General features: G+C 62.9%; 18 protein-coding genes. 7 read left to right on the plus strand and 11 right to left on the minus strand.

Annotated elements, in window-relative coordinates; genetic code table 11:
* On the minus strand, positions 1 to 2,028 hold a 2,028-nt coding region (locus H7225_RS01775; RefSeq protein ID WP_290658965.1), incomplete at its 3' end, for a helicase C-terminal domain-containing protein.
* Entirely contained in the window at positions 2,025 to 2,843 is an 819-nt protein-coding gene (locus H7225_RS01780) for a hypothetical protein (protein WP_290658967.1), read from the minus strand. The genes H7225_RS01780 and H7225_RS01775, both read right to left, overlap by 4 nt.
* Before the next feature lie 182 nt (positions 2,844 to 3,025).
* Between H7225_RS01780 and H7225_RS01785 the strand changes: the two genes are divergently transcribed.
* The 3 genes from H7225_RS01785 (at position 3,026) to H7225_RS01795 (ending at position 3,986) form a co-directional block, all read left to right on the plus strand.
* Positions 3,026 to 3,307, plus strand: a complete 282-nt coding sequence (locus tag H7225_RS01785; RefSeq protein ID WP_290658968.1) for an SRPBCC family protein — start codon at positions 3,026 to 3,028, stop codon at positions 3,305 to 3,307.
* A gap of 1 nt (position 3,308) precedes the next feature.
* Positions 3,309 to 3,485 (plus strand): hypothetical protein, encoded by a 177-nt coding sequence (locus tag H7225_RS01790; RefSeq protein WP_290658970.1) that lies wholly within the window; start codon positions 3,309 to 3,311, stop codon positions 3,483 to 3,485.
* A gap of 81 nt (positions 3,486 to 3,566) precedes the next feature.
* Complete coding sequence (locus H7225_RS01795; protein ID WP_290658972.1) at positions 3,567 to 3,986, plus strand: Hsp20 family protein; 420 nt, start codon at positions 3,567 to 3,569, stop codon at positions 3,984 to 3,986.
* Positions 3,987 to 4,039: 53 nt separating this feature from the next.
* Here the strand turns inward: H7225_RS01795 and H7225_RS01800 are convergent, their stop codons facing one another.
* The gene (locus H7225_RS01800; RefSeq protein ID WP_290658974.1) at positions 4,040 to 4,954 is read right to left on the minus strand and encodes an SDR family oxidoreductase; all 915 of its coding nucleotides are present in this window, start codon (positions 4,952 to 4,954) and stop codon (positions 4,040 to 4,042) included.
* Between the two features lie 166 nt (positions 4,955 to 5,120).
* Between H7225_RS01800 and H7225_RS01805 the strand changes: the two genes are divergently transcribed.
* Complete coding sequence (locus H7225_RS01805; protein ID WP_290658975.1) at positions 5,121 to 5,600, plus strand: hypothetical protein; 480 nt, start codon at positions 5,121 to 5,123, stop codon at positions 5,598 to 5,600.
* A 76-nt stretch (positions 5,601 to 5,676) separates the two neighbouring features.
* On the plus strand, positions 5,677 to 6,102 hold the full coding sequence (locus H7225_RS01810) for a hypothetical protein (protein WP_290658976.1): 426 nt from the start codon (positions 5,677 to 5,679) through the stop codon (positions 6,100 to 6,102).
* 11 nt (positions 6,103 to 6,113) lie between these two features.
* On the opposite strand, the gene H7225_RS01815 is transcribed toward H7225_RS01810, so the two are convergent.
* Positions 6,114 to 9,173 (minus strand): diguanylate cyclase, encoded by a 3,060-nt coding sequence (locus tag H7225_RS01815; RefSeq protein WP_290658977.1) that lies wholly within the window; start codon positions 9,171 to 9,173, stop codon positions 6,114 to 6,116.
* 293 nt (positions 9,174 to 9,466) lie between these two features.
* A complete protein-coding gene (locus tag H7225_RS01820) occupies positions 9,467 to 9,685 on the minus strand; it encodes a SlyX family protein (protein WP_290658979.1) in 219 nt (72 codons plus the stop codon).
* 62 nt (positions 9,686 to 9,747) lie between these two features.
* Between H7225_RS01820 and H7225_RS01825 the strand changes: the two genes are divergently transcribed.
* Together H7225_RS01825 and H7225_RS01830 are read left to right on the plus strand one after the other, a co-directional pair.
* Positions 9,748 to 10,554 carry a BPSS1780 family membrane protein gene (locus H7225_RS01825; protein ID WP_290658980.1) on the plus strand — a complete coding sequence of 269 codons (807 nt, stop codon included), beginning with the start codon at positions 9,748 to 9,750 and terminating at the stop codon, positions 10,552 to 10,554.
* Between the two features lie 465 nt (positions 10,555 to 11,019).
* Entirely contained in the window at positions 11,020 to 11,394 is a 375-nt protein-coding gene (locus tag H7225_RS01830) for a response regulator (protein ID WP_290658981.1), read from the plus strand.
* A 23-nt stretch (positions 11,395 to 11,417) separates the two neighbouring features.
* On the opposite strand, the gene H7225_RS01835 is transcribed toward H7225_RS01830, so the two are convergent.
* The 6 genes from H7225_RS01835 to H7225_RS01855 all read right to left on the minus strand — a co-directional run.
* Positions 11,418 to 11,780 carry an HPF/RaiA family ribosome-associated protein gene (locus tag H7225_RS01835; RefSeq protein WP_290658982.1) on the minus strand — a complete coding sequence of 121 codons (363 nt, stop codon included), beginning with the start codon at positions 11,778 to 11,780 and terminating at the stop codon, positions 11,418 to 11,420.
* Between the two features lie 145 nt (positions 11,781 to 11,925).
* The gene (locus tag H7225_RS01840; RefSeq protein WP_290658984.1) at positions 11,926 to 13,071 is read right to left on the minus strand and encodes an iron-sulfur cluster-binding domain-containing protein; all 1,146 of its coding nucleotides are present in this window, start codon (positions 13,069 to 13,071) and stop codon (positions 11,926 to 11,928) included.
* Positions 13,037 to 14,197, minus strand: coding sequence for an acyl-CoA desaturase (locus tag H7225_RS01845; RefSeq protein WP_290658986.1), 1,161 nt, complete (start codon positions 14,195 to 14,197; stop codon positions 13,037 to 13,039). Before H7225_RS01845 ends, H7225_RS01840 begins: the two co-directional genes overlap by 35 nt.
* A gap of 223 nt (positions 14,198 to 14,420) precedes the next feature.
* Positions 14,421 to 14,642 carry a DUF3606 domain-containing protein gene (locus H7225_RS18295; protein WP_366481276.1) on the minus strand — a complete coding sequence of 74 codons (222 nt, stop codon included), beginning with the start codon at positions 14,640 to 14,642 and terminating at the stop codon, positions 14,421 to 14,423.
* Positions 14,578 to 15,810 (minus strand): MFS transporter, encoded by a 1,233-nt coding sequence (locus tag H7225_RS01850; protein WP_290658988.1) that lies wholly within the window; start codon positions 15,808 to 15,810, stop codon positions 14,578 to 14,580. Before H7225_RS01850 ends, H7225_RS18295 begins: the two co-directional genes overlap by 65 nt.
* 13 nt (positions 15,811 to 15,823) lie before the next feature.
* The coding region (locus tag H7225_RS01855; protein WP_366481277.1) for an ATP-binding protein at positions 15,824 to 15,975 on the minus strand (152 nt) is incomplete at its 5' end.

Genomic DNA, 15,975 nt, shown 5'->3' on the forward strand with positions numbered 1-15,975 from the left:
ATCAAACTGCGGTAACCCCAGCGTGGCGATGAAGGCGCCGATGAGCCTTTTTCCGGGCAGGTCAATGCCCTCGCCAAACACGCCGCCCAACACGGCAAAGCCAATGCCCTGCCCCTTGGCATCAAATTGCTGCAGAAAGGCCTGGCGCGCGGCCTCGTTCATCTGGCGCTGCTGCGCCCAAACCGGCAGGCTGGGGTGGCGCGTTTGCAGCCGGGCCAATGCCTGCTCAAGGTAATCAAAGCTGCTGAAGAAGGCCAGGTAGTTGCCGGGCTGCTGTTCATATTGCCGGGCCATCACGTCCACCACGGGGCCCAAAGAAGCCTGCCGGTGCTGGTAGCGGGTCGAGATGTGGGCGGCCACCTGCACGCTCAGTTGCTCATGGCTGAAGGGCGAGTCGACATCGATCCAGGCGGTGTTGTCGGGCAAGCCGAGCAGGTCGCCATAGAACTGCTGGGGCCGCAAGGTGGCCGAGAACAAGGTGACCGAGTGTGCGGTGGCGAAGCGCGGCCGCAGAAAGCTGGCGGGCACCACGTTGCGAATGCACAGGGTGGATTGCTTGCCGGACTTGGTGATGTCGAACAGCGAATGCTCGCCAAAGGATTCGCTCAGGCGCGTGAAGTGCAAGGCCTCGAAGTAGAAGTTCTGCAAGGCTTCATCGACCAGGGTCGGGTGCTCGCTCAGGTGTTCGGTGATGGCGTTGGTGGCCTGCTGCAGCTTGAACATGAAGGCCTCGGGCACCTGCGCGTGCACCTGGTAGTCGTCCAGCTGCCCTTGGTGGGTGGCTTTCCAGCTTTTATGCAAACGGTCGAGCGCTTTCTTGACCAGCGCGGGGGCCGACCGGCGCGCCGCGCCCAAGCTGGTTTGGTCCAGCGATGCCGTGTACATCTTGCGGGCCCGCTCGACCAGGTTGTGCGCCTCGTCCACCAGCACGCTGACGCGCCAGGGCTGGCCCACCGTCATGCCATGCAGCATGGCGTTCAGGTCGAAGTAGTGGTTGTAGTCGCCCACCACCGCGTCGCTCCATTTCACCATTTCCTGGCCCAGGTAATAGGGGCAGACCTGGTGGGCCAGGGCCACGCTGCGCAGGGTGGCTTTGTCCAGGGAGCCGGCGGCTGCGGCTGCGCTGCGGGCCTGCGGCAGCCGGTCGTAAAAGCCTTGCGCCAAAGGGCATGAGGCGCCATGGCAGGCCTTGTCAGGGTGCTCGCAGGCCTTGTCCTTGGCCACCAACTCGATGACGCGCAAGGGCAAGGCGGGCGCGCTGCGCTTGATCAAATCAAGGGCGTTCATGGCCACGCCGCGCCCCGAGGTCTTGGCCGTCAGGAAAAACACCTTTTCCAGCTTCTGAGTGGGACAAGCCTTGAGCAGCGGAAAGACCGTGCCAATGGTTTTGCCAATGCCGGTGGGGGCCTGCACCATCAGGCATCGGCCGGCGCTGTTGGCCTTGTAGACGGCCTCGGCCAAAGCGCGCTGGCCGGTGCGGAACTCGGCATGGGGAAACGGCAAGGCGGTGAGTGCCCAGTCGCGGGCGGCACGGTGCGCCAGCTCCTGATCGGCCCAATCCAGGAAGCGCTCGCACTGCGCTTCAAAGTGCTGTTGAAGCGCCACAGCGGTGCAATGCTGGCGCAGCACGGTTTCGTCCTGCGAGCCGATGTCGAAATAGACCAGGGCCAGTTCCACCTCGCTCAGGCCGCGCGCCTGGCACAGCAGCCAGCCATAGACCTGGAGCTGCGCCCAATGCAAGTGCCGGTGATTATCGGGCTGGCGGTCCAGGCGGCCTCGAAAGGTCTTGATCTCTTCCAGGCGGTTCAGTGTTGCGTCGTAGCCATCGGCGCGGCCGCGCACCAGCAAGTGCTTGTGTTCACCATTCAAGGTGACCTCAGACTCGTAAGAGGCGCCCCGCCGCGAGGCCACCAGCAGGTGTCCGGCCATGCCCTCTTGCGCCGTGGGCGAGGGTGTGAAGCGCAGGTCCAGGTCGCCTTGCTTGGCGGTGAACTCGCACAAAGCCCGAACCGCCACGGTGTACTTCAAGCGCCCACCTCATTGTCCAGACTGGCTTGCGCTGGCTCATCAACCTCAAGTCGCATCGGCGTGGCCTTGGCCAAGGCCAGCCACACTGCGAAAGGCAATTCGCAAGGTGCATGCCGAGCTGGCCGGGCCATTTCAAACCGGCCGTCTTCAAGGGTACCGTGCAGCAGCCACACGCCAAACTCCGGCGGAATCTCCTCAAGCCCGGCAACGCCAGCCGGGAACACGTAGTAGCACTCGCAGCACAGCCATTGGTAGGACTGGCGTTTGGCCACATGGCGCAGGTCGGACAACAGGTCTGCACGGCTGGCCTTGACCTCGTGGACCACGGGTTGCAGGTAGGCCTGCACCGAGGTGTTGCGCACCGAGAAAACATCCGGGCGGGCCATGCGCCAGGACGCCTTGCGCTCAATGGCAGCTTCTTCCTCGGGCCACAGGGCCTTGGGGTAGGGCATCGGCTCGCAGGGCACCTTCTGCACGCCATCGACCTCGGCCTCCACACGGGCACGCAAGGAGAGCTCGCGCCACACCACCCTGCCCGCGTCCATCAAATGCACGGCGACCTTTTCCGCCAAGCGATCGTGCGCACTCAAGGCTCGGCGATTTTGCTGGCGGGCCAGGGCCAGCCACTGAAAGCCGGCCTGCGTCAGGTGCACGGTTTCGTGGCCTTCCGGTGTCGCGCGCAATGACACCAGACCAGCGGCCAACAGGTCGATCTCGATGGCATCGCGGCAGGGCCAACCGGCCGAGCGCCAGATCTGCATCAAGCGGGCTCGGTGGACACGGCCGATGGAAGTGGGGGCAATATCGGAAAGCATCCCGAAACTGTATACCCATACAGCCATTCAACGACGCGGCGTGGTGAGCCTGCCTGTTGCGGCAGCTTTTTCCGAAGAACTTACGCGACCCAGGGCCTCAGCTCCGGCAGCGGCTGGGTCGCGAGCGGGAATGGCATTTGCCCAGCAAGGCTGCAGTCCCATGGCAACTTGAGGAAGCCAACATGACCATCAACCTGGAAAAATCCATCGATGTGAGCGCACCAGTTGAAGACGTCTACAACGTGTGGTCGCAGTTTTCCAACTTTCCGGATTTCATGGGCAGCACCCATGACACCGAGATCACCGAGCAAGAAGAAAACAAATTCATCTCCTGGCAAACCTTGAAAGGCGTGCGAAGCAATGCCACCGTGCGCTTCACCCCCATTGAAGATGGTCGCTGCACCACCGTCACCGTCAGCGTGCACCACCCCAACGGTCTTGGGGGCGCAGACCAGGGTCCATGACGTGAACCAGGAGATCGAGGCAGATCGTAATCGCTTTGCCAAACTGGTGCAGGGCCAGCCTGCGGCCGGGCTGCAGAACACGGATGATGACCCCGACGAGGGCTCCGGCCAACACGTGGGCTTGGACGTGGGCGCCGACGTGCTGGGCCCCGCCTATGCCATGAGCCACCCCAGCTGACCACAGGCCCTCATCAACCAAGAGTTCGCCCAATCACTGGAGGTCAAACTGGGCAGCGCCGCCAGCCTTTGGGTCAACTCCATGTTGAATGCTTTTACCGCGCCTTTGAAGCAGATGCGGCGTTTGACCGAGCAGTTCGACGCAGGCTTTGGCGGCTTCATGTGGGGCGGGCTGGAAAGACGGCGCATGCTGGTCGCCAAAGAGCCCGTTGACTGGAACCCTGACTTCGACGTATCGAGCGATGACCCGTCTGTGCAAGTCACTGTCCTGCTGCCAGGCACCACCGAGAATGACATCGAAGTGGAGATCCGCGATGGCCAGCTGCTGATCTCGGGCGAATGCAATTTCTCGGAAGACGGGACGTCGTCCACCCACTTCAACGAATCCATCGACCTGCTCAACAAGGTCGATTCACGCAGTGTCGAGGCCCGAGTCGATGAACAAGGCCTGCTGGTGATTTCGCTGAAGCTGCACGAAGAGGAGGCCGACGCCGTGACTTAAAGCCATCGCCCCAAGGCCCCTGCCTTTTAGCAAGGCGGGGCCAATCTCTTCAATCAGATGGCACCCACACTGCCCGTGATGGGCAACACGATGCCAGTGATGTAGCCCGAGCAAACCGGTGACGCGAGGAACACGTAGGCCGGCGAAATTTCCTCGGGTTGTGCGGCACGCTTCATCTGGGTTTTCTTGCCAAAGTCTTCCACCTGGTCCGCCGGCAGGTCAGCGGGATTCAGTGGCGTCCACACGGGGCCTGGCGCTACCGCATTCACGCGGATGCCCTTGTCCAACAGGTTCTGCGCGAGTGACTTTGTGAAGGAATGGATGGCCCCCTTGGTCATCGAATAATCGAGCAGATCGGCACTGCCATTCAGCCCGGTCACCGAACCCGTGTTGATGATGGAAGCACCTTGCTGCAGGTACGGCACCGCTGCCTTGGCCATGTGGAAATAGCCGTATACATTGGTGCGCAAAGTTTCATCAAAGCGCTCTTCGCTCAGCAATTCAATCGAATGCGTGTGCTGTTGATAGGCCGCGTTGTTGACCAGGACGTCCAGTTTGCCGAAGGTGTCCACCGTATCCTCCACGGCCCGAACGCAAAAATCCGCGTCTTTCACGTCGCCCGCGATCAACAAACTGGCCTGGCCTTCGCGCTCGATCAGGCGCGCCGTTTCTTTCGCGTCTTCATGCTCATTGAGGTAGATGATGGCCACGCTGGCGCCCTCGCGCGCAAACAGCACCGCCACGGCGCGCCCGATGCCCGAGTCTCCACCCGTGATCAGCGCCGTTTTACCGGCCAATTTTTGGCTGCCTATATAACCGGGTGCCAAAAATTGCGGCTTCAATTGCAATTGGGCTTCCAAACCTGGCTGGCTATTCAAATGCTGCGCGGGCATGGTGGCGGGCTGCAGGCGATCTCCCGCCTGCACAGCGTCGTCATCTTCCAGGGCCTGGGGGGTGTCAATGGGCATGGTGGGCTCCTTTTTTGCCGGTGAGGGCGCCCATCTCAGGCGCGTTCGTCAACGATCAGGGCAATTCATATTCCTGGGTGAAAGTGAAAATTTGTCCAAAAATCAGGACGGGCACGCTGTTTGCTGCTTAAGAGCACTTGAACCATTCATGCCCCTGGGAGGCCCAATGCACCACGACCTGATACCCGTGCTGAGCGAGGACATCGCCGTCCTCAAAGACTTGGTCAACAAGGTACAAACCACCCAGGATTTCCGGAAGAAGCAACAGTTGACCAACGACCTTTACCTGTCTCTCAACGGGCACATGGCCATCGTTGAGAAAACCGTGCTGCCCATGTTGCGTACCTTCACAGGCCGACATTTGCCCGATGTTTTCTCGGCCCACTACGAACAAATCCGCGAGTTGCTTTCCGATGTGATGGCGCATCGGGTTGAGGTGGCCGGACTGGATGCCGCGTTGGCCGTGCTGTGCGCCACTCTAGGCTTGCAAAACGAACGCGAACGGCTGTTTTTGCTGCCCGCCATCGAAAGGGCCGTGGACGCGGACGAGCGCGCTTATTTTGCCCTGGCCTCGTGCCACCAGTTGACACACCAGATGCGCAAAGAGATGGCCCCCTTTTTGCTGGGTGAGCACACGCCGCATTGAGTGGCAGAATGAATCTGACCCGCCGCCTTGATGCGGCACCGGAGCCTTGATGACCTTTTGCCACGCCAGACCCGCCATGGCTTGCTTGCTGAGCAGCATCATGGCGACCACGGCCCTTGCCGCCGAACCCAACCCATCTCACGAGCACCGCGCCGCCTGCGTCGCCGCCTTGACCACCCAGGCCGAACCCCTGGCAGCCCGGCTGAAAACCGGCGATCGCAGCGTCGAAGCCGAACTGCTGAAGCTGACGCAAAGCGGTTTCGCCCTCATCGGCATCGCCTACCAGGATGGCCTGCGCAAGCCCGAGGCCGATCAGTTGCTGGACGCGGCCAAGCAGGCCCAGAAATCCATGTCAGCCCCAGCACTGAGCCAGTTGCAAGCCAGTTGCCGGCTCGAAGGTGCCCAGGTGCTGACCGACGCCAATGCCCTGGAACGGTTCCTGGTGAACAGCGCCGCCCAGCGCCGCGTCAAGCGCATCGCCGATGCCCTCAAGAAGCGCTGACCGACCGGCAGTCAAGCCATTTCGGCCAGCTGGTAGTTGTTTCGTCCCGCCGACTTGGCCGCGTACAGGGCCTGGTCGGCCAGTTTGATCAGGCTGGCCGGCGCTTCATCGGTGGGATGGCCCAGGTAGGCCACGCCCACGCTGGTCGTCACCCGCAATGACTGCCCAGCGTGGACAAAATCTTCTGCCATCGCCGCCACCACCTTGGCCGCGATCATCTCGACCTCGCTGACCGAGTGCAACTCTTGCAGGATGATGCTGAACTCGTCACCGCCCAAGCGTGCCACGGTGTCGGTCAGGCGCACCGCAGTCAACAGCCGGCGACCGAACTCCTGCAGCACGGCATCGCCTGCGTCGTGGCCCAGGCTGTCGTTGATCTGCTTGAAGTAGTCGATGTCCAACAGCAGCAAAGCCACGGGCGATGCATGGCGGCCGCCGCGTGCCAGCGCGCTTTGAAGCCGGTCGTTGAACAAAGCTCGGTTGGGCAAACCCGTCAGGGTGTCGAGCTCGGCCAGGCGTTGCAGTTGCACCTCCAGGGCCTTTTGCTCGGTGATGTCTGCGTTGGTGCCAGACAAGCGGATGGCCCGTCCGTTGGCATCCCGCTCGACCACCCGGCCTCGGCTCAAAATCCACAACCACTGGCCCGTGCTGGTGCGGACACGGTGCTCCGCGCTGTAGAAAGGCACCACCCCTTTGACCGCGTCCGAGACCTTGGCCATCACCATGGGCAAGTCATCCGGGTGCACCAGCTGGCTGAGGAGCGCCAGGCTGATGGTGGACTGCTGCGCTGGGCCGCCCAGCATGCTGGCCCAGTGGGCACTGTGGAAGACCTGCTGGCGGGTCAGATCCCAGTCGAACAAGGCCAGGTGCGAACCCTCCAGGGCCAAGGTCAGCCGCTCTTCGCTGCGGGCCGATAGCTTCTCGGCCTGCTTGAGCGCGCCGATGTCGTTCATCAGCACATACAGGCCCACGATCTTGTCATCGTGGTTGCGGTGCGGGCTCATGGTGACCTGGACTTGACGCACGCCACTCAGGCACAGCAGGTCGCGCTCGTACAGAACCACCTCGCCCGCCAAGGCGCGCTCCAGATAAGGCCGGATGCCCGCGTAGGCCTCATCACCGTACAACTCCAGCAGGCTGCGCCCGATCAGGCCTTGCGGATCCACCCCCAGCCAATCCTGGTAGGCCCGGTTGGCAAAGCGGAAGCGGTGTTCGGTGTCGATGTAGGAGATCAGCGCCGGCACGTTGTCAGTCACCTCTTTCAGGCGTGCCTGGCTGGTGGCCAAGGCCTCTTCCATTTGCTTGCGGGCGGTGATGTCATGCGTCAGCACGCACACATGGACATCGCCATGCTCGTCCAGCCTTGGAAAGTAGCTGCTCAGCAGATGGCGCACACCATCGGCCCGCATCAGCTCACGCTCATAGGTCACGGCTTGCCCGGTTCGCACGGTCGCGATCGGGGCTTGCATGGCCGCGTAGTTCTGCGGCCCCACCACCTCCAGCACGGTCTTGCCGACGATGTCCTGCACGGGGCGCCCATACAGCTCGGCGCCACCCCGGTTGATGAACAAAAAGCGCTCACCCTCGTCCAGGTAGGCGATCAGCGCGGGCACGTTGTCGGTGACCAGGCGCAGCAGTTCCTCGCTTTGGCGGATGGCCTCCTGGGCCTGCTTGCGTTCGGAGACATCGCGCGAGGTGATGGCGATGCTGTCATCGCCCATCCTGACCACCTGGTGGCTGATCCAGATGGCCAGCACCCCGGCCTGCTCGATGGGGAACTCCTCGGCCAACGGGACGCCGGTCTCGACCACCCCCTTGAACTTGTCGAATAAACCATGGGTGCGGTTGACGGGCAGCAACTCGCACAGCAGTTGGCCCTCGACCTGCGCGGGCGAGAGCGACCGCGAGATCAAGGCGGCGCCCCGCACCGTCACGTAAGTGAATCTGAAATCAACGATGACCCCTTGCGAGTTGCGCTCGGCGCGCAGGATGAAAAAGGCGTCCAGGCCGCTTTCCATCGCGGCGATGAAGCGTGCCTCGTTGGCCTGAGCCTTCTGGCGGGTCTGGATCAAGGCCTGGACCATGGGCCGCAACCTCAGCCGCAAGGCCCACAAGCCCGCCAACACGGTCAGCGCGATCACCGGCAGCGCCACCAGGAACTGCTGGCGCGCTGGCGCGTACAACTCGTCCGAATCCACCTTGAGCACCATGCCCAGGCCGGAGCTGCCCACCGGCGCGTAAGCGGCCACCACCTGGTGCTGGCGGAAATCCAATCTGGCCGTCACCCCGGTTTGGCCGGCCAGGGCCAGGGCCATGGACAAGGGCTGGCCCTTCACGGACTTGGGCATGCTGAACACCTCGCGCATCACCCTCTGCGGAAAGCAGTTGATGCGATCATGGCCACCGTCCGCGCACAAACCCATGTCGAAGGTGGTGCCCCAGTTTTTAACCTCGGTGGACAAGAGCGCCAACACCGTCAAGGGTTGTTCGGTGAGCAGGTAGACTGCCACGCCTTGGGCGCCTTGGATGGCTTGCCGATGGCGAACGACGTAGCCGTCTCGCCAGGCCAGGCTGCCGGCCAGGCGGCCCTGAATCGGCACCTCCAGTGATGGCCGGCCCATGAAGCGGCCCGCCAATGACAAGGTCCCTGTCGGGCTTTCAAGCGCGACGTGGGAGAAGCCCTGGTGCAAGAGGCTTTCCGCGATGAGCCTCAGGCCAGCGCCGGACGAGTCTTTCAGCAGGGCATTGATCACCAGGGGGTTGGACCCCACCAGCAGGGCCTTGTCGGCCGCGTTGCTCAAGGCCTCTTGCAGCACCAGGCGGCGGTCACTCAAAGCCCTGGACAGGTGCTCGTGCGCGTTCTGCGTCACGCTGTTGAGCTGCAAGGCAAAACCCGCCACGCCGGTGATCGCGGCCACCACGGTCAGGGCCAGGGCGGCGGTGTTGAAGATGCGCCGACGGTGCCCCTGCGGCGTGTCCACGTGCGCAGGATCCGGCCGCCAGCGGGCCACGAAGCGTGCGAAGGCTCCACGGACTCTGGACAAGGGGAAACGGCCGCGAGGCATGAACATGGGCAAAACCGGGGCAGAAGTGAGACGAATGCAAAACCAACTCTAAACAGTCGGCCTGTCCGATGAAGACCCGAACAAGGCAGCATTTCATGCCCTGTGTATCGAGGCCCGGGGCCAAACGCTCAGATTTCGCCGATGGGCGTACCCACCTAAAAGCAGGCGCTCGGTGTCGATCAGGCCTTCGCGGGCAGGCATCTGCTCGGCGATGCCCATTTGGCGCCTTCAATCTTGTACACAAGCTCAACATGCAAGCCGGAGGCCATGGCCAACGTTGACACCACCAATTTCACGCCTCAGTAGTGCGGAGGCAGCTCTTCACGCAGGCTGCGAAATCCGCCGGCCCCGCCGTCGGGCTCCTGGCGCCTCAGGTGGCTGACCTCCGCCATCAACAGGTCGATTTGTTGCTGCTGCCGAACCACGATCTGGTTCAGGCTGTCCACCAGATCCTCCGTGAAACTGGCCTTGATTTCCAGGTCCGTCAGGCGCTGTTCGGTGTTGTTGGGGTGTTCCATGCCTGCATTTGACACGAAGTCGAGGGATGATCTCCGATCATCAAACCACAGGGAACCCAAAAATGACCGAACACAACCACTACGCGCCGCCCCGCACCGAAGTGCGCGACATCCTGGTCGGCGATCCGCTGGATGCCGACCAGTTCAACCCCGAAGGCCGCTCTTGCCCGGCCGGGGCAGGCTGGCGCTGGTTTGGCGTGGCCTGGCGCCTGTTCAAGGCCCAGCCCTTTGCCTGGTGGGGCGTTTTGCTGCTGAGCTTCGGCCTGCTCGTGCTCGTGTCCATGATCCCCTTGCTGAACCTGCTGACCTCGATCGTCTTCCCGATCGCCATGGCCGGATTGGGCTCCTGCGCCCACAGCCTCATGCGCGATGGTCGCTTTGAAATCAGCCAGGTGTTCGATGGCTTCAAACGGCGCCCAGGCGCACTGCTGATGGCGGGCTTGCTGTACCTGCTCATCATGATGCTGAGCATGGGCGTGGTCTTCCTGTTCAGCGCCGCCAGCGTGACGGCGATGTTCCTGGGCAGCATGGCCGAGCGGCAGATGGCCATGCACCAGGTGTTCTCGGCCGGCGGCCTTCTGGTGCTGGGCTACTTCGCGGCCATGGTCCTGGCCATGAGCACCATCGTGTTCTCGCCTTACCTGATCCACGAGCGGAATGTGCCCGTGCCACAAGCCTTGATGATGAGCTTCAAGGCCAGCTTCAAAAACGTTCCGGCTTCTCTGGTCTGGATCCTGAGCTACCTCATCTGGGCCGTGGTGGCGACCATCCCCCTCGGCCTGGGCTGGCTGGTGCTGCTGCCGGTCGTGCTCATCACTGGCTATGTCGGTTACCGCGACATCTTCTACGGCTCAGCCCAACAAGGTTGACCACAACACGCGACCTCTGGGCGCAGGGCGCTGGGCGCTGGGCTTTTGGCCCATCGGCCAACGCCGCACTGCCGCCAACACAGGCAACAAGGAGAGGGTTTCCAGGTTCGCACGGAGATTGGCGCGGGCGACATCGCGGTCGAGCCCAAGTCGCAAGCGGACCAACCGGGCCTGAGCAAGGCGCTGCATACGGCGTGAACGTCAGCACCGGACGTGCACAAGAAACAAAGTGGTGGAAGCCGGTGTGCGGCGTGCCTCGCGGTCGGGCGTGGCCATCTGGCCGTGCGCAGTATTCGATGCAGTTCGACCACTGCGACGCGGTGCCCGCCCGCCGGGTTTCCCAAAGCTGACAGGCCGCCCTCAGGGGCCCCCATTGGCCTGCAAAACACCGCCACCGCCGCGCATTGAACAGCCCCCGAAGGGGTTAAGATCCGGCGATGTTTTTGGCGGGTTGAGGTGGTAAAAATGAGCAAGCGCGTGCTGGTTGTGGATGATCATTCGGACACCGTTGATTCGCTGGTTGACCTCCTGGAGCTGGAAGGCCACGAGGTGCGTTCCGCCGTGACGGCAGAACACGCGCTGGCCCTGGCCGAACAGTTCGAGCCCCACGTGGTGGTGCTCGACATCGGCTTGCCCAACATGGATGGCTACGAGCTGGCCGCCCACCTGCGCTTCAAGGTCGAACCCAGCTGCCTTTTCATCGCCGCCACCGGCAGCGGCACCCACTCTGACATTCTGCGCAGCAAGAAGGCGGGCTTCGCTGCCCACCTCACCAAGCCGATCAACATCCCCGAGCTGCTGGCCCTGTTAGACCCCGATGGCCTGGTGATCGGCCAATGAACAGACCGGGCCACCCAGCCTTTTCAAATCTCGGCCGTTCTTGGCAAGTGCCCCAAGCCCACGCCGGCGCGCTGCTTGGCAAAATGCCGGCCAATGGCGCTGTCCAAGGCACGCGCCATCTTGCCGGAAGCGCCATTCGCCGCCAGCGTCACATTGGCGGCATGGCCTGTCACGGCGATGGACTGCTGACCGACCAATCGAGCCTCGATCGTGCAGCGGATGTCGTCGTGGCCGCCCTTGGCACCGTTCTCGTCGTCCAGGTGCACTTCAATGGTGGTCACGTGGTCTGAAAAACGGTTCAAGCTGCGCTCAACCATGTCGGCCACTTCCGCCTTCAAGGTTTCCTGGCTGGTGATCTGATGGGTGGTGTTGACTTCAATGTGCATGGACTGTCTCCTGTTGAAAATGGGGTCGATCTTCAACAGGGCAATCAACATGCCCGCCCAAAAACCCATCAACCTCGGACACGCCCCGCAGGCCAAACTTGTTGGCGCTGTACTTCTACCAACGCATCGCCAAGGCACAAGCCGGTCAGGCGTCCAGCACCAGGTTGCGAGATGCCGGGTAAGCGGTGCACAGGTACACCGCCTTGCCCAGCGAGTTGCCACTGACCTGACCTTCATGCACGGTCAGCTTGCAGGTGCCGCACATGCCCTGGCAGCAGCCTGATTCCAGCAACACACCGTGGTCCAGGCCCAATTGCAGCAGCGTCTTGCCCTGGTCCGATTCGGTCAAGGTGATGCGGGCGTTCAGGTGCTGGAAAAAAACTTCCGCGCCAGCGGTCTCGAAAACCGCGCCAGACGATGCCGGCGGCTCTGCCACCACGAAACGCTCGGTGTGCACACGGCCCAGGTCCACATTCAGGCCGCGCAGGTGTTCAATCATCTGCGCCATGAAGCCGGTGGGGCCGCACAGGTAGATGTCGCGGTCCAGCAGGTCGGGGCAATGTTGTTGAAGCTGCGCCGCGTCCAGCCGAGGCGCCAGGTTGGGCAGGCACACTTGCTCCGCTGCCAAGCCGCTCAGGGCGGTGGTGACTTTCAGGCCATCCTGGGCCCATTGCTGCAAGGTCTCCGAGAAAATCACCTCGCGGGCTTGGCGGAACTGGGCCATCACCTGGATGTCGGGGCGCTCGGACTCGGGCTGCGTAAGCAAAGCGCTGACGATCGAGTGGCAAGGCGTGATGCCCGAGCCCGCGCACAAGAACAGCACTTTGGCCTGGCCCTGATGGCAAAAGCGGCCTTGGGGATGGCCGATCTTGAGGTTCATGCCGGCGCGCAGAGCCTGGTACATCCAACGGGAAGCCTGGCCTTGCTCGGCCTGCTTCACAGTGATGCTGAAGCGGCCCTTGGGCAGCGCCGACAGGCTGTAATAACGGCGAACCGTTTCATCCCCCACGGGCAGGAACACTTCGATGTGCTGGCCTGGCTTGAAACCACGCCAATGCTGGTTGGGCCGCAGCACGAAGGTCTTGACGCCCGAGGCTTCGTCGATGACCCGCTCCACCAGCGCCTTGAGCTCGTAGGTCCACAAGAAACCATTGAACCAGCGGTTGAAGTCGGTCATGGTGTTGCTGACCACGTAATCCACCCACTGGGGTTGAACCGCGTCCAGTGCCCAACCGTTGACGCGGGCCAGGGCGCGGTCAAGCATGGCGCTGGGCTCCCAGCGGTTCGGCATGGGGCTCAACCGCCGCCATTTCGGGCTTGGGCGGGAAAGAGAACTTCCACATCACCGCCAGGTAGTTGCGGATGGCGTGAAACCAGGTCGGGTTGCACTTGTAGGGCAGGCCGTGGCGCTGGCAGACTTCCTGCACTTCAAGCGCAATGTCCGGGTAGTGTCGCGATGGCATGTCGGGGAAAAGGTGGTGCTCGATCTGGTAGTTCAGGTGGCCCCACAGGATGCTCATGGTGCGCCCGCCCTTGAAGTTCACGCTCGAATCCAGCTGCGTGAGGTACCAGTGGCCCTTGTGCTTGAGGGCATCTTCAGGCTGCAGGGGCTCGGTCAGGTGCGTGGCCTGGATGGTCAGGCTGATCCAGTAGTTGTTGATGCCATCGACCAGCATGTTGCCCAGCATCACCTTCCAGAAGGAATAGCCGGTGGCCAGCGCCAACACGGGGAAGATCAGGTATTCCTTGAACATCACGCGGCTGATCGACAACCATTGGCGGCGCTTGAGCTGCGCGTCGGTCACGCCCGGGTGGTGCACCGGCGCATAGCCTTCATTGCCCAGGGGGAACTTTTCTTCGCGGTAGGCCTGGCGAAAGCCCAGGTTCTGCGCGTTGAAACCGTACAGCATGATGGGATAGGCGACGAACAGGTACACCGGCACCTGCCAGCGGTGCATGCTGTTCCACGGCTGCTTGTCGTTCATGCGCAGGATGCCGTGGTTCAGGTCCGGGTCCATCTCGTACACGTTGGTGTGCACGTGGTGCAGGCCATTGTGTTCGCGGCGCCAGCCTTCTTCATCGACCGGCGCCTTCCACTTGAAATTGTGCGAGTGGAACTGCGGGATCTCGGCAAAGCTGTCGTACTGCCCATGCAGCACGTTGTGCCCGATTTCAATCGACTCCAGGTTGCGGTGCAGCAAGGTGAAGGCCACGCCCAGGCCGAAGGTGATGGGCTCGGGGCTGATCCAGATGAGTCCACGGCCCACCAATTCCGCCAGGCGAGATTTCAGGCGCAAGCCCTTGATGTAGGCGACGTCGGCTGGGCCCAGCTTGGCACGGTAGCGTTGCTTGATGGCTTCAAATTCGGCTTCAATCTGGTCGTATAACGCAAGGCGTTCGGCGCAAGTGGGGTTCATGAATGACAGGTAATGCTTGACTGGCGTGGATGGTACCGATTTGCGTTCACTGATTGATGGGCACTTTCCCCAAAAAAAGACCAAATTCTCATTACAGGCACGGTAATTGCCACCCATCCCGGTTTGGACCGATGTCGGCCAATTCGTCCATGGGTCCCCAGCGCAGTAGCTCAATGCTTTGAAGGGGGGAGGCCGGGCTGGCCACCGGCCAGAAGCGCTGAGCTCAACTGGCGTGTGAGTGGCCTGAGCTTTGCTGTTCCAGCCGGTACTGATCGATGTCGTGAGCGTGATCGCCCACCTCGTCGATGGCGCTCTTCAGCACCTCGCTCGAAAGGCCGAATCTTCGGGTCCAGTGGCTGACCTCGTCGTCTTCGTTGAAGTCAATGCGCAGGCGGTCGCAGCCGCCTGGCGGCCATGAAGGCCAGGGCGAACAACGCGCCCGCAAACGCCACCACGGCGGGCCAGCCGCCTTCCGCCCAAAACCAGCCGCCGGCCGAGCCCATCACGCTGGAGCCCAGGTAGTAAGCCAGCAGGTACAGCGAGGCCGCGTGGCCCTTGTGGCCTTGCGCGATGCGCCCCACCCAGCCACTGGCCACGGCATGCGCGATGAAGAAGCCAATCGTCAGGCCCGCGATACCCCCAATCACGCCCCACAGCGAGTGCGACAAGGTCAGGACCAGGCCCAGAGCCGCGATCACGATGCCAGCGGTCATGACCGGACCGCGCCCCAAGCGGTCGGCCAGCGCGCCTGCGGTGGACGAGGCCACGATGCCAAACAGGTAGGCCGTGAAGACCAGGCTGATGGCCGCCTGGCTCAGGCCATAGGGCGCCGCCATCAGGCGAAAGCCCACGTAGTTGTAGACCGTGACGAAGGCCCCCATCATCAAAAACCCCACGCCAAACAGCCATGGCAGGCCTGGGTGGCTCAAGTGTTTGGCCCAGGCCCGCAGGTGGTAGCCCGCCTCAAAGCTTGGGCGGCGCACGAAGTGCCGCGACGGCGGCAATAGCGCGATGAAACCCACGGCGGCCAACAGCCCGATCACGCCCACGCTGCCCAGCGCCACGCGCCAGGAGGCCCACTCGGTGAGCACACCCACGCCCACACGGCCGATCATGCCGCCAAAGGCGGTGCCGCTGACGTACAAGCCCATCGCCAGGCCCAGGCCCTTGGGGTGCATCTCTTCGGCCAGGTAGGCCATGGCCACGGCCGGCACGCCGCCCAACAACAGGCCTTCCAAAGCGCGGGCCACCAGCAAGGCGTGCCAATCGGGCACCAGGGCGGCCACGATGTTCAGGCAGGCCGCCGCGCAGATGGAGGAGAACATTAGGCCTCGGCGCCCCAACACTTCGGACACGGCGCTGGCACACAGGATGGCCACGGCCAGAAAGCCGGTCGACAGGGACAAGGCCAATGAGCTTTGCGCCGGGCTCACCCTGAAATCCTGGGCAAAGGCCGGCAGCAACGGCTGCACGCAGTAAAGCAACGAGAAGGTCGCAAAGCCGGCGAGGAAGAGCGCGAGGCTGATCTTGCGGTAGGCAGCCGAGCCACGCTGGGCGCGCGTGTCCGCGTTGGTGAGGATCGGTTCAGGGCGGATTGGCACGGTGGGCATCATGCCCTGAGCAAGCTCACCCCTGCACGGGCAAGGCCAGGCGGGCCTGCAAGCCACCACCGGGTCGCTTGTGCAAACTCAAGGTCGCGCCCAATGCGCCGCTCAAACGGTGGGCGATGGCCAGGCCCAGGCCGCTGCCACCGGTCTCGCGGTTGCGGGATCCCTCCA

Origin of the sequence: Aquabacterium sp., from assembly GCF_014378415.1 — a bacterium.
GTDB lineage: Bacteria > Pseudomonadota > Gammaproteobacteria > Burkholderiales > Burkholderiaceae_C > Aquabacterium.